This window comes from Candidatus Lokiarchaeum ossiferum (assembly GCA_025839675.1).
GTDB lineage: Archaea > Asgardarchaeota > Lokiarchaeia > Sigyniarchaeales > Promethearchaeaceae > Lokiarchaeum > Lokiarchaeum ossiferum.
This window is the reverse complement of sequence record CP104013.1, coordinates 2171372-2185962: the sequence shown is the minus strand read 5'-3', so window position 1 is coordinate 2185962 and position 14591 is coordinate 2171372. Positions and strand designations below refer to the sequence as shown.

Sequence of the window (14591 nt, the reverse complement as noted above, 5' to 3'; positions counted from 1 at the left end):
AATTACAACTCCATTGTTATTCCTTCCAATATTTTGGAATAAATCAAATTAAACGCAGATTTTGCTGGGAAATTACGAGTATCTAAAACAAATGGTAATCCTTTAGCATAATCTTCAATCACTACACTATCTACGGGAATTTCCCCAATTATGTTGCAGTTCCTAGTTTTTGCGAGAGAACGGAGAGGTTCTTGATAGTGGGTTAGGTTAGATCTATTTAGGATAATATCTGCTTTTTGTCCAACTACATCCAATAGATCTAAAATTCTGTTTAAATCGTGTTCCCCAAAGGGAGTTGGTTCAGTGACTGCTATAACTAGATCGGCATCACTAATAGATTTCTCTACATCGCAATGTGCTCCTGGTGCAGTATCAATTATTATGAAGTCATAGTTCGCTTTTTCACTTAATTTCTCCGAGTAGTGGAAAAGAGCTTCCACTATCTTTACTGATATTGCTTCAGAGGGATTTAACTCGCCTACGAGAAGATCTAAGTTTGAATATGCTTGCTTAAGAAAATATTGACTTCCTATGATACGTGAATCAGTAATGATGGCACCGTTTGGGCATACTTTTTGACATGTTTTGCATCCTGAACACATATGTTCCAGAACTGAAGGGAAATGGTCCGGAAATTGCAAAATTGCATGGCGATAGCATGCACTACGGCATATTCCACATTTAGTGCATGATTCTTGTAAAAAACTCGGTTTATATATCGCGATCGATTCCTTTTCTACATCTGGAGTCGTAAGAGACTTACCCAAAAGAATATTAGAGTTTGGATTTTCGACATCACAATCAATAAAAAGTGTTTTATATCCATTATTAGCTAAATTTATCGCAAGATTTGTTGCAATGAGGGTTTTACCAGTTCCCCCTTTTCCGCCTGTGATGGCTATTGTCTTTGTCATTGTTCTACCTGATTGAAAATTTCCATTAAAAAAGACTAATTCATACCATTATGGGATCCAACATTCGATCCAGAGATCAAAGGTAGTGAATTTGCGAGAAAAAGATCAATAATTTCTTTAACAGTGCCATTTTTTGTTCCATAAGTTGCAATTCCCGCTTGTGACAATGCATTTGCAGCATTTGGACCATAATTTCCACCTATAACACATTTTGCTTTTTCTTGGGCTATAGTTTGGGCTGCAACAGGCCCTGCGCCACCCATAGCGTTGTTTCCTCCATTTTGAACAATTTTAACTGTTCCGATGGCATTATTCACTATATTGACGATTGTGAATACTCTGCATCGTCCAAATCGTGTGTCTACCTGAGCGTCTAAGCCTCCAGGTATTTGACTTGGAATTGCAATAATTTGATTTTCCATTTTTTTTTCAAACCTATACGAATACCTATTCACATAAAGGTAATCCCACTGTATAAAGTTTTCTATAACTCAATTTCAAATTTTTCGATTTATAATTCAAAAAAAAACAATTTTATAGCTACAAAAAATATTTATTATATTTAAGAAAACCAATATGGTTGTGAAACGGGTAAATTAAAAATGGAGTGAATATTTTTCCTTTTTTTTTTAGATTTGAACCTAATTTATTTGGGATGATCGATTCAAACGATAAATTTGTATATATAGTCGAAAGATTCTTATATACGAAAAACCACTTTTTGTATATCTACAATTTATCATAAATATTCATTTTTGTAGATTAATATAGAGGGAAAACTAATGGGTAGACCGCACAAATATAGAAATATTTCTAGTATTCGTCCTAAATCGAGCAATTATCGGCCCGAAGGAATAAAGAATGCTGAAAAAATTTTTCTTACAGCCGAAGAATTTGAAGCTTTACGTTTAAGAAATTATGATCACAAAAAACAAACTGATGCTGCTGAAGAAATGGCCATCAGTCAAACTACATACTCTCGGATTGTAAGTCGGGCATATGAAAAGCTCGCAAAAGCCTTTATTGAAGGTTATGCTATTTCAATTCAATCTCATCCCTTAGATAATGTCCCTTCATCAACCAAATCTAAAAAAAATCAAGAGAACACTATAAAAAAAAATTCAAAACTGGTTCCAGAACTTACTGATGTTGATAGCAAAACTAAATTCTCAGGATTCGGTTGTCAAGATTGTGGTTTTGAATGGGCTTCCATTATTACAGATGTTGGGAAGAAGACTAAGCCTAAGGGATCAAAAGTGGTATGTCCTGAATGCCAAGGTAAAAAAACATATCGATTAATTAAATATTTACATCCCAATTAAGGAGCTATTTATTTAATTTCAATAGAAAATTTCTTAAATCGTCAATTTTTTCATCTAAATCATCCGGGGGGGATGATTTTTGTTTTCTTTCATTTTTTAGAAGATTTTCCAATGAAGAAAGTATCCGTTGGTTTGGGAAGCAAAAATTTAGAAAAATTTTCAATTGTTCTATTTCGTTTAAGGTAGACACATTAATAGGAGCAGTAGCTTCAATTAATTTCAGCGCATCATCCTCAGAAAATTCTATAAGAAGAAAATCATCACTATAATCTTGTAGGGTTGATATAATTTGTCCTGTTCTATCAATTAACCCATCTGGGAGAAGCAAAATCATGCGATCGAATTTTCCTCGATTAATTGCATTTGTGCAGTCTAAAACAGAATAATATGCCTTTGCTTTAGATAAGTTTCCCAATTTATTTATGGCAGGAATATCTATTCCAATTTTTTTGTTTTTCTGGGGGAGCTCTAAAAGTATCGCTAAATTTTTTCTCACACCTTGGAGGTCATAGGATGAATTAATTGTTAATTTGAGAAAATTAGATACATTTTTGAACAATTTTTCATCAATTTTATTTAATAAAGACATTAAAGCCGATATAATAGATGTTGGATTAATCTCAACAAAATATTCTTCATCATTTACACTCAATTTCGCTTTACGATTTTTGGGTTGGAGCACTTGAGGAAGTAGTTGATTAATCTCAATGACCTCATCTCGAGTATTTTGTTGAGAAACTCGAAAATCTTCCGGAGTGGGTTCTGAAAACTTGTTTGATTCTTCTTGTTCAGAATATTTGGCAACAAATTGTAATACTTCTTGAGGATCTGCTCCTTCATCTATCCCAGCATATTCAATTTCTTCCAATATAATTTGATCTAAAATTTTAGAAATAAGCTTGATAATTTGGCGTGGATTGCCTTTTGATTTAGTATAGATGAAGTTGATTATATTTTCAGAAAGAGGGAAATATGGATTGGGAGGATTTGCCAAATAATATTGCTTCCAAAAATGTTCCATTAGAGATGCAAAAAGTAAGTGACATTCCTCTTGATTGAAGGATTGAAGCTGTATTTCAGGTTCAAATCGTGAAATCACGCTTGAGTCTAAATTATTTGTTACTCTCTCCCAAACATCTAACAAACATGTGGTGAGAAAGAGAGAGTTACGGGATTCATTAAATAGTTTTTTAATTATCTCCCACAGTTTTATTTCACTTTCTGCTCCAAACATTCGGTATATTAATTCCATCTCATCAAAGAAGTAAATTAAAGTTCTTCCAGAGTATTCATCAATGATATGGAGTAAATTTAAGACGACATCATCATTTTCAATATTATTTTTAACCTTTAGCTTTGTCAGTTCTTCCTTAGTTAAGTTATCTGCAAATAACCATCGTTTTGATAATATTTTTTCTTCTTGGGTTATTCCTGGCCAAATGAATTGTAGTAATACTCGTATTACATCGGAATGTAGCCCTCCATAGTAATTTACAATTTGGTTTTTCACATTTTCAAAAGAAGAGTTAATATCAGTTTTAAATTTCTTGAAAAGATTTAAGGCAGTGGAAACAATCAAATCTTCTCCTTGATCGTCAATTAGACATGTTAATATATGAAGGGGTATATTAAGAGCCATTGGGGGTGAAGGAACATAAATGATTGCCCAAGGGTTTTCATCTGATTCTAAAACTTCATATGAAGGCGTTTCCTGATCCTTTAAGATCCAATAATAATGAGTTTTCCCCGCTCCCGCTTCTCCTAATAAAGGCAATAATTTTGGAAGATGGTTCCGTTGGATCGATTTTAATGCTCGTTCAATTCGGCGATCTGCTCCTTGATGAGGGCGAGCAATATCATAACTATCGCTTTGGGAGCGTACATCACTTCGACTGACTGCTTGTTCAAATGGATGTGTATTATTAGACAATATCGAAATATACACGGCTTCGATTTCTTCTTTCTGATGTTGTTCTCCCAAATATTTCACCAAGATTTGAAAAAAAGTTCTTTTTCCTCTAATTTTTTCTATGTTCTGAATGTCAAATAGTGTCCTTTTAAGAAATATTCCATATTGCTTTTTAAGAAAATTTTTTTGATTTTGTGGATTATTAAACTCAAGCAAAATTTGTTCTGTGAAAAAAAAAAAAAATTTACGATGGCTTAAAACATGTCGAAGACTCAAAACAATTCAAATCATAAATCAAAGTCACCATTGTATATTTCTGAACCTTTTATCGCTGAACTTAAAGCAATTTTCCAAAGTAATCCAAAAATTTCTCCCGCAAAAGCGCTTTTAGATAAATTAAAAGAGACGCAACTGCCTCAAAAATGGACTGTGAATACAATCAAAGCGGAATTAACAAAAAACCATGTAATTTATTATGTTCGAACAAAACCAGCAGGTTATGTTTTAGATGAAAACCGACTTGCAGAATTGATCCAGCTCCATAAACCATCACATACTGATCTAATTGACGAAGTAATTGCCTCGTCATCCCAAAAAGTGGAAAAAAATAATGAACTAGCTTTAAAAGAAGAAGGTTCCACCGTTGAGAAAGTTTATCCTCAAGAATCCTCTAAAGAAAATAAAAATGAAAGTGTGGAGGATATCCTAGATAGGATTCCAGCTTTTTCATCTTATCTTCTAAACCGAATGTCTACTGATGCTCAAAAATCTCTTCGAATGGGTATCCTTGAAATGAATTCTTTATCTGTATCAAAATTAGATAATAAAATTGAGCATTTATCTTCCGCCCGAATGTTTTATGATGGAAATTATGTTAAAGAACAAGTTCTCATTGAATTCATTGATGATAAAATTCGATATCTTTCTCAATTGAAGGAAAAAATGCATGAAACGGAAGCTGAAAACTTGATTCATAAAATTTTTACCGAAAAATTGGTGAAAGGGAAATTTGAGAAAATTGTCTCAAAATGGGGGTCTGAAACAAATATTGACGAAACAGCTTGGCGCTGTGTTGAAAAATTAGGTCGAAAACGCAATAAGATTCCCCTCTCCGATTTCGCTTTGCGCCAACGAGTTTCTGAAATTTTAAAAAAACGTTACCCCGAAAAAGAAATATAGTGTTGAAATTTTTATGATCAAGCCCAACTACGAAAATCAATCAATTGTAAACTTAATGAGCACCATTTTAACGCATATGGGTGGACACTCGCCATATCGCGAGTTAGAAAATTTTTCATCTGAAAAGCTAACAGAGGCAAAAAATGTGTTATTACTTGTCGTTGATGGCATGGGCTACAACTTCTTATCAAAATATTTTCCGAAATCCTTCTTATTTCAAAATGTTAAAACAAAAATGACTTCCATATTTCCATCCACTACAGCAGCAGCGATGACTACTTTTTATACGGGCTTAGCACCTCAAGATCATGCTATTCCTTCTTGGTTTACTTATCTTCGGGAATTGGGCTTAATTTCAACCATTCTTCCTTTCCATAATCGTGCTACGGGATATTCTCTTCAAACTAAAACTGTTAGCGCTCAAAATATCTTAAAAATTGAGTCTCTTTTTAACCAATGTGATGGAAATCAATTTGTTTTCCTCCCCAAAGAAATTGCCGGGAATCCTTATGGAAATGTTGTTTTAAGTCAGACCAGTCAATGCAGCTATAAATATGGCAGTCTGAAGTCATTCTTTAAAACCATGTTAAAAGTCCTTAAAAAAAATAATAAATCCCAATCATCCAATTTTCTATTAGGTTATTGGCCAAATTTTGATAGCTCCTGCCATAGCAAGGGTGTTGCCCATCCGGATACACAAAACCATTTTACACTCCTCTTGAATCATTTGGAAAAATTTATTCATTCAATTAAGCAAATATCCCCTCAAACTAAAATACTTATTACAGCAGACCATGGGTTAATAGATACTCCTCCTGAGAGAATGCTATTCTTGGAAGATCATCCTGAACTTTATAAGTGTTTGACTCTACCTTTGAGTGGGGAGCCACGTGCACCATTTTTCTATGTACGACCTGCAAAAGTTGCTCAATTTGAAGCGTATATTCAAAAAAATCTTTCCTTTGCTGGAGATCTTAAAAAAGGAGAGGATTTAATCGCTGCAAATTATTTTGGATTATTCCCAAGCCATCCTAAATTTGAAGAACGAATTGGGGATTATGTGTTTTTGATGCGTGATAACTACATTTTTAATGATAGACTGGAAGGGGAAGAACGAAATTTGCACATTGGTAATCATGGTGGCTTGAGTGAAGATGAGATGTTTGTTCCGCTAATTGTTTTCTAGATTTTTCTATCTTTTTACTTAGTATATAATTTTAATTTTATGCATCTTTAGAAATAACAATGGAATCTCTCCAACAAAATCTGAAACGAATTCAAGTTCTACTCAAAAATCATACGATCGATGCAATGCTTTGTACATTAGGGCAAAATTTTCGCTATGTGTTTGGCTTAAATGCTCATCCTTCTGAACGATTGATTGTTGCTTTAATTTCACCTCTCTCCGAACCTCTCATCATTTTACCTTGTTTTGAAATTGGTAATGTTGCTCAAGGAACTTTCCTTCTAGAAAATCAACTTATTGGATGGGAAGAAATTGAAGATCCTTTTGCCCTCGTTGCTGAAAAGTTGGCACAACTTCATGTTGAAGAAGGGAAGATCGCCATTTCTCCACAAATGCCCTATACGATGTTCAGCCGTATTCAAGAAAAATTACCTAAAGCACAATTTTGTGATGGTTTATCGATTTTTGAAGAAGCTCGAATATCAAAAACAGATCTTGAGATTGAAATGTTGAAAAAGGCGAGCAATTTATCCGCAGAAGGAATTGAAGCTGCTTTTAAGATATTATCGGAAGGAATGACAGAATTGGAAGTTGCTAAATTTATCAAGGATTACTATGCCGAGCGATCAAATGGAGAAGATTCTTTTGTTATTGTTCAATTTGGAGAAAATTCCTCAAATCCTCATGCAGGGCCTACATCACGTAAATTGAAGAAGGGTGATGTGGTTCTAATTGATGCTGGGACGACTTTAAATGGTTATTGGGGAGATATTACCAATACTACTTTCTTTGGGACTCCTACAGAAGAATTTCTTAAAATTTACGATATTGTTGAACGAGCAAATCAAGCAGCAGTGTTAATGGGAAAAATAGGGAAAACTGGCCAAGAAGTCGATGCTGCTGCCCGTCAAGTCATTCAAGAAAGTGGTTATGGTGAATTTTTCACCCACCGGACTGGCCATGGTATTGGTTTGGATATTCATGAATCGCCATATATGCTGGCAACAAATGAAAATCCCCTACTATTAAACAATGTATACACTGTTGAACCAGGGATATATCTACCAGGTAAATTTGGTGTTCGCATTGAAGATGACGTTTATGCTCAAGCCAAATCTGGGGTTCGACTTTCAACCCCTAAAAGACGATTTTGGGCATAAAACAAAAGTGTCTATTCTAACTTCTTTTTTCTGAAGTTTTATAACGATAAATCGCAATGTTATCAAATATATGGCCCAATCTTCAATTGCAATAATTGCTGGTTGCTTAAGTTCAGTTGCAACAATCATCACCATATTCATTTTCACATTGATATTACAAAAATATTTTACTCGAAAGAAGAAAAATACTTTATATCTCGCTTGTTCTGTTCTCTGTTGGGATCTTGCATTTTTAGCTGCGACCATTATTTATTTTTTCTCTGAAATCAACCTCGAAATGGTGATATGGTGTCAAAAGATCGTCTATTGTGGAGTATTTCTTGGAATTATGTTCTCATTTCAATTCTCACAAGAAATCTTCTTTTCTTTGAAGAAGAATGTAATTTATTTCTATTGGATTATTGGGGTTATTATAATTTTATTCACTTTGATACTTAATTCTGTGAATGTTGCGGAGTTTATGGATGGTAGCGGTTATCCCTTATTAACAATTTCCCTCGCATTTAGTATCTTAGTTGTGATTTTTATTTTGCCTACCATTCTTGGTATAATTATATCTTCCCTAAAAATTGCAAGTAGAACTGAAGTAGGTGAATTTAGTCTTGGATTCAGAATAATCGCTCTTGGACAATCCATGATTCTTTTAACATTTGTTGCAGATACACTAGCAAGTATTTTTATTGCTCAAATTAATGTATATGCATTATTATTGTACCTTACTTGGATTTTCCCAATGATCGCCATAATTTGTTACTATTTAGGATGGATCATGCCAAATTGGTTTAAAAAATGGCTAAATGTTCAAGAAGACGAAAATAAGAACAAATAATTGAGCTTTGAAAATGGTAATTGGAAAACGAACCAATTTGCTCAAAAAAATAGTTTCAAGAACTCGAAAATAAGAATTTATAATTGAACCTTGAAATTGGTAATTGGAAAACGAACCAATTTGCTCAAAAAAATAATTTCAGTTTCAATCGGAGCTTGGATTCGGAAAATTTAAATCAAGCATCTAATTAGAGCAGCTAATGAGTAATGTAGAACTTCCTCAAAAATTATTTTCGGCATCCAAACGAAAAACCATTTTTGGATTCTTGATCTTTGTTAATATTTTAAGATCTATGGGAGGATCTTCGCTCACAATCGGGTTACCCGATTTTATCTTAGAATTAGCGGGGACACTCGCTCTTTATGGAGTGACCATCGGAATTTTCCAATTCGTCCAAACTTTTTTTCAAATTCCTAATGCTTCTTTATCAGATCGTTTTGGTCGGAAGAAACTCATTGCTTTAGGGATGTTCATTTATATCGTAGGATTGTTTCTTTCCGGATTTGCCCAAACTATTACTCAACTGATTATTTTTCGGGCAGTTCAAGGGGCGGGTGCATTTTCATCGGTTATTTTTGCAACAGTAACTGATCTTTATGATGAGACAGAACGAACTCACGCTGTGTCTCTCTATTCGGTTTCTCTCACAATCGGATACATTTTAGGAAACATTATTGGTGGAATTGTCACAGATTTAATTGGTGTTCGGGCTCTTTTCTTTTGGGCTGCTGGGTTTAACTTAATTGCGTTTATCTTACTAATAGTCATTTTACCTGAAACTAATCCAAAAAAACACCGTATTAGAATTGTTGAAGAAAAAAAGAAAATAAGTCGAAGTCAAACAAAGGAAATGTGGTCACTGCCTTTTAAATTTGGATTATTCATGCATGGATTGCGACAGTTTGTCTTTAGTGGTTTCTTAACCTACCAGATTTGGAATTATCGAAATTATTATTCCATTACCGGTATTCAAACCTCTTTAATATTGATCCCATTAACACTTTGCTATATTATTGGTTTAATGCTCGCACCGCGCATAGAAAAAAAATGGGATTATTTCAAACTGATGATATTTTCCTCGGCTATTTTAGCATTTACTTTGATTTTTACTGCCTATTTTCATACATTCTGGATCTATTTTGTGGTGAACATTGTGTTTGCGGTATTTATTGCCCTTCAAGATCCGATTAATACTACTTTCATAACCAATTTAATTCCAAATGATATCCGTGGGTTTGGTAGTGGGATTATCCAATCCGTTGGGTTTATGATGGCTGCGTTAGGGCAGATGGCGATTTCTGCCTTAGGGGATTGGATTGGGTTCAAATTTACTCATCTATCCATCGGCATCATCTGGATGGTGGTTGTGATCATCATTTTTTTCATTGAACGAAAGCTCAATTCAAGCAATTATTAGAAATTGAAAAAATGTGAACCCCTTTTCTTTTAAATTCGTCTATGTATTTGATAAAAATACCATTCTTTATAGAAAGCGGTAGATAAATATGGAAAAAATAATTGGTTACTGCGGGATAGTATGCTCGGATTGTCCTGCATATATTGCAACAATGGTGAATGATGATGAAGCTCGAATTAAGGCTGCAGAAATGTGGAGTAAGGAATTTAATGAGCAAATAAAGCCTGAGGATATTAATTGCGAAGGATGTAATTCAAAAAACGGCGTTCTTTTTAGCCATTGTTCTGTCTGTGAAATGCGAAAATGTGGATTACCCCGAAATATCAACAATTGTGCTTATTGTGGAGAATATACTTGTCAAAAATTAGAAGCATTCCATAAAATGGTTCCAGATGCCAAAAGTACTCTGGATGTGATTAAAAATACTATATAAGACTAATATGGTTTCCGTTATTCCAAATCTGATTGTTTGAGAAGTATTTTTAATTTTCTTTTCTGCAAACTGAATACTTTTTTTTGATTATTTATCCTGCTTTTAATATCCAAAACCCTCGGGATTTCATGCTTTTTCCTTTATTAATTGATTCTGTAATTAATTTAGCAATCTATCTAATTATTCAAACACTTATTTGACTAATTCTTTGCAACAAAACACTAATAAATTGAAAGGATCCTAATGAGAATATTGGGATAAACATGTCAAAATATAGAAAAATGTTATATTTCTGTTATGTGCTTATTGGCTTTAACTTAGTTTTTTCGAGCTTTGTAAATTACTCTAATTTTGAAATCACTAAAGAAAACCAAAAAATGAATTGTCTAAATGATGAGATTCCTTTTCCTATTGCCTCAGCATCCTACATAATAACAGGAGATGTAGATTTGGATGAAATTTCTAGCGGTGGTATTGGAACGTTTGAAGATCCATATATATTGCCCTTTGATGAAATAAATGCTTCTAAATCCCCAGTAGGCCTTCTGATTCAAAACACTACCAAATATCTGTTAATTCAAAATTTATATATCCATAGTGCTGACCAAAGTAATCTTAATCTAACCAATGTCCAAAATGTCCAAATATTTAACTGCAATTTTCAATCTGCTCTTCATTCAGGTATTTTTTTAGATAATTGTTCAAATGTGAATATTACTGAATGTGAATTTGGAAATAATGGTGAAGATTGGATAGAGGGTGATTTAATTGATGGTGGTCTCGAAATAATTAACTCTTCACAAATACTTATTGATTCCAATATTATAACTTCCAATAATCAAACTGGAATAAATTTATATTCTTGCAATGATACTCAAATTCAAAATAATACCATTTCTTTTAACAAACCTATAGGAATTCTCGCAAGCCATTGTCAAGATCTTAGTATTCATACGAATACCGTTTTTAATAATTCATTGTTCAAGTGGGATGGTGAAGTTATTGAAGGAGAGGGTTTGAGGCTTCTTAATTCAAATCAGACAACTTGTATATCAAATAATTTTACATTGAATTATAAATATGGTTTAAATATAATCTCGGCTTTTGATTTGTCTATTGAAGATAATGACTTTAATTTGAATAATTTCTATTATCATGATGGCTATGATAAATCTGGAATTAGTGGAATAGATATAGATAGATCCTTTAACATCTCAATTTGTGGGAATAATATCACCAATGGTGGATTAGAAGGAATAAAAGCAGTCTCAGTTGAAGGAATTATTGTTGAAAATAATAGAATTGAAAATCATTTTTCTGATGGAATTTACATTAATGATAATACTGAAATTGAAATAAGAAATAATAAAATATGCAATAATAGCTTCAATGGAATTCTTTTATTCTACTCTTCTTATTGTCAAATTACTGGAAACATAATCTCTAATCATTCTACTCAAGGTTTATATATATTTACATCTGAAAATTTTACGGTTGAAGATAATTCAATCAAATTCAATTCGCGTGGAATATGGAGCTATGCCTTAACAAATGGAATATTTTCACTTAACAATGTTACACAAAATTCTCAAAATGGATTTGAAGTATTATATGGAAGCAATATAACCATTGAATCTAATATATTTTCAGAAAATACCAATAATCTGTATTTAAGTAGGACAAATGATAATTTGATATCAAAGAATTATTTTGAAAAACCACAATTTTCTAATATTGTGTTTTTTAGTACCCAAGATTGCAATATTACGTTCAATTATGTGAATATGTCAAAAAATTATGATCTTAATCTAATGGGGGCTCAAAGGAGTCATATTTTTGGAAATTATTTGGGAAATATTACTTATGACAATCAAGAAACAAATTATTGGAATAATACGAACATTGGAAATTGTTGGGCAAATTACTTGGATTTCTATTCTGAAGCTATTGCGGTAAATGGTGTGTACAATACTCCATATCAACGTATACTAAATTCTTCTGAAGAAATATCCTATGGATTGAATTTTGATAATCTTCCAATCACATCTGAATATTTTGTGAATCTCACTAATTTCTTTGAACCTCAATTTGATCCTGCCCCTCCAATCCTAGATGATATAACCTCACCCGATACAGATGGTAATTTCACACTTTCTTGGTCTTCTGTTCCCCTAGTAAGTGGATACAATTTATATGTATCTAATTCATCTATCGATGATGTTGGTAATTTAACTAACTTCCACGACACAATATTACTTTCATTTAATATTGTTAATTATCCAAATGGGACCTATTTCTTTGCGGTTACTGCTTTCAATGCATCTGGTGAAAGTCTACCTTCTAATTCTATCCAAGTTGTAGTCGCAATAGAACCTGTTGAAAATCCTCCTTTATCACCTCCAGAATTGCTTCCTGCGGATCTGGATGAAATAGGTTATGATACTGATGGAAATATTACTCTACACTGGAATGCGGTTCCTGGAGCAGAATTCTATAAAGTCTATCTGTCTACGCAACCCATTTCTTCAATTGGATCATTAAATCCAATTGGTAATACTACCCAGACATCGTACTTTATATCTGGCTTAACAAATGGGTCTTATTATTTTACCATTGTTGCAGTGAACTCGAGTAGTACGAGCACCATTTCAAATGTAATTTCCGTTGATGTGGAAATTGAAGAAAATAAATCAAATGATCCTCCAATTCTCCCAGTTGTTTTAGTCTTTATGAGTGTTGGAGGGACAGCCATCGGAATCACCGCAGCAAATGTCACTCCAGTTGACAAAATTGTCACAACAATCAAAAATAGAGTTTCGAAATCCACAACTCCTTCTGATATTGCTCCAAAAAACGATTCCACTGGCATCGAGACAACGGGTGATAAAAAAGGGATAATAAAAAATGATTCTCCTCCCCAAATGCAATCTGATCCAAGTTTCAAACTGTTAGAAATGCCAAATGGGACACCAATCTCAATTGCGTCCATTCCTAATTTGTCTCCTACAGATCTTGCTGCAGCCTTAAAACATCATTGGGCCCAGATTCCCAAGAATACTCGTAATTTAGTCCTAAAGGCGGTTGATAATTACTTGAAATTCAAGGATCAGGCTGAACTCATATTGCTAAATACTCATCACGCTTTAGCTTTAAGTTATTTATCTACTTTCATGGCTTTTCGGGAAGGGAGTAAATCAGAAAGCATTAGCACATTACAGAAGATCTCTGAAGATGCAAAGGAAGCAGAATTTGAGAATTTATCTCACGAAGCCCAAAAAACAGCCGACGAATTAAAATCGCAAGACTCTGAAAATGACATAGATGATAAGATTGAGGACACAGGAGAAGACGAAATTAATTCAGATGAATTGATTGAACAAGATGAGGAGGAGAAATAAATGGCAATTAACAAAAATTCCAAAGAAAAATCCGAGAATGATTCTGAAAAGACACGTTTAATTCGAAATTCTCCCGATACTGAACTTGATAAGGATGCTATTAAACGCTTGCAGCAAATCCATGTTGATAACATTGAGGAAATTGATCGAATGGAACAAACTTTAGGTCAGAAAATAAAAGTGAATCGTTTTGAAATATTATTGAAATTGGGAGTATATATAATTCAAACCTTATTACTCATCTGGATTACTTCTCCCATTCAGAGTATTTTCTGGTCTATTTTCATCAGCATTATTGGAGCATTTTGTTTGTCTCTTCTTTCCCAATTTATCATTAATAGAATCAAACAGCGACGAACGAACGATGTTCCTACCGATAAAGCAATCAAGGAAGTTCGTTTTGATACCCAACGGGCTTTAGTTCAAGCGGTTGTGTCTCAATTTTCAACTTTTCCACCACTGATCAAAGATAATGTTGCATCAATTTGCTATAAAGGAGGGGCTGTGAAAGTTTCTTCAAGTGTCCGGAAAATGCGGAATGTCAAATCTCTTTTAGAAGACTTTTTACAAGCCCGAAAAGATTTTCGAGACATGAAATATAATGATGCTCATTCCAGTTTAGTTAAAATTACTCAGAAGTCCAAAAATTCAAAAAATCTCGCTTCTCTTTACCGAGAAGCTAGTCTATTGCTTGAAGTGATTCCAGTGCTGAATGAATCTAATTAATTCTCATTGTTAAATTAACCTAATATGGAATTATTTCATTCGTTTTTTTCTCTTCTACTATATCTCTGAGAATCTGATAGAAATTATTATAAATCCTTTTAATTAATGTAAATACAGA

Annotated in this window: 12 protein-coding genes; 9 read left to right on the top strand and 3 right to left on the bottom strand. The window is 33.2% G+C overall.

Annotation, left to right across the window (positions count from 1 at the left end; translation table 11 throughout):
• Positions 1–2: 2 nt before the first annotated feature.
• Together NEF87_RS08975 and NEF87_RS08970 are read right to left on the bottom strand one after the other, a co-directional pair.
• Complete coding sequence (locus tag NEF87_RS08975; RefSeq protein ID WP_457919529.1) at positions 3–914, bottom strand: nucleotide-binding protein; 912 nt, start codon at positions 912–914, stop codon at positions 3–5.
• 35 nt (positions 915–949) lie between these two features.
• On the bottom strand, positions 950–1336 hold the full coding sequence (locus NEF87_RS08970; RefSeq protein WP_457919528.1) for a NifB/NifX family molybdenum-iron cluster-binding protein: 387 nt from the start codon (positions 1334–1336) through the stop codon (positions 950–952).
• 360 nt (positions 1337–1696) lie between these two features.
• Here NEF87_RS08970 and NEF87_RS08965 point away from each other — a divergent pair, with 360 nt between their 5' ends.
• Entirely contained in the window at positions 1697–2236 is a 540-nt protein-coding gene (locus NEF87_RS08965; RefSeq protein ID WP_457919527.1) for a DUF134 domain-containing protein, read from the top strand.
• A gap of 4 nt (positions 2237–2240) precedes the next feature.
• On the opposite strand, the gene NEF87_RS08960 is transcribed toward NEF87_RS08965, so the two are convergent.
• Positions 2241–4217 carry a hypothetical protein gene (locus NEF87_RS08960; protein WP_457919526.1) on the bottom strand — a complete coding sequence of 659 codons (1977 nt, stop codon included), beginning with the start codon at positions 4215–4217 and terminating at the stop codon, positions 2241–2243.
• 189 nt (positions 4218–4406) lie between these two features.
• Here NEF87_RS08960 and NEF87_RS08955 point away from each other — a divergent pair, with 189 nt between their 5' ends.
• The 8 genes from NEF87_RS08955 to NEF87_RS08920 all read left to right on the top strand — a co-directional run bounded on the left by NEF87_RS08955 (position 4407) and on the right by NEF87_RS08920 (position 14473).
• A complete protein-coding gene (locus NEF87_RS08955; protein ID WP_457919525.1) occupies positions 4407–5324 on the top strand; it encodes a hypothetical protein in 918 nt (305 codons plus the stop codon).
• A 13-nt stretch (positions 5325–5337) separates the two neighbouring features.
• A complete protein-coding gene (locus NEF87_RS08950) occupies positions 5338–6510 on the top strand; it encodes an alkaline phosphatase family protein (protein ID WP_457919524.1) in 1173 nt (390 codons plus the stop codon).
• A gap of 59 nt (positions 6511–6569) precedes the next feature.
• Positions 6570–7670: an aminopeptidase P family protein gene (locus NEF87_RS08945; RefSeq protein WP_457919523.1), complete on the top strand. Its 1101-nt coding sequence runs from the start codon at positions 6570–6572 to the stop codon at positions 7668–7670.
• 70 nt (positions 7671–7740) lie between these two features.
• On the top strand, positions 7741–8499 hold the full coding sequence (locus NEF87_RS08940; RefSeq protein WP_457919522.1) for a hypothetical protein: 759 nt from the start codon (positions 7741–7743) through the stop codon (positions 8497–8499).
• Positions 8500–8698: 199 nt separating this feature from the next.
• Positions 8699–9916, top strand: a complete 1218-nt coding sequence (locus NEF87_RS08935) for an MFS transporter (protein WP_457919521.1) — start codon at positions 8699–8701, stop codon at positions 9914–9916.
• Positions 9917–10004: 88 nt separating this feature from the next.
• Positions 10005–10349, top strand: coding sequence for a DUF3795 domain-containing protein (locus tag NEF87_RS08930; protein WP_457919520.1), 345 nt, complete (start codon positions 10005–10007; stop codon positions 10347–10349).
• 263 nt (positions 10350–10612) lie between these two features.
• Positions 10613–13747: a right-handed parallel beta-helix repeat-containing protein gene (locus tag NEF87_RS08925; RefSeq protein WP_457919519.1), complete on the top strand. Its 3135-nt coding sequence runs from the start codon at positions 10613–10615 to the stop codon at positions 13745–13747.
• The gene (locus NEF87_RS08920; RefSeq protein ID WP_457919518.1) at positions 13748–14473 is read left to right on the top strand and encodes a hypothetical protein; all 726 of its coding nucleotides are present in this window, start codon (positions 13748–13750) and stop codon (positions 14471–14473) included.
• The last annotated feature ends 118 nt before the right edge of the window (positions 14474–14591 follow it).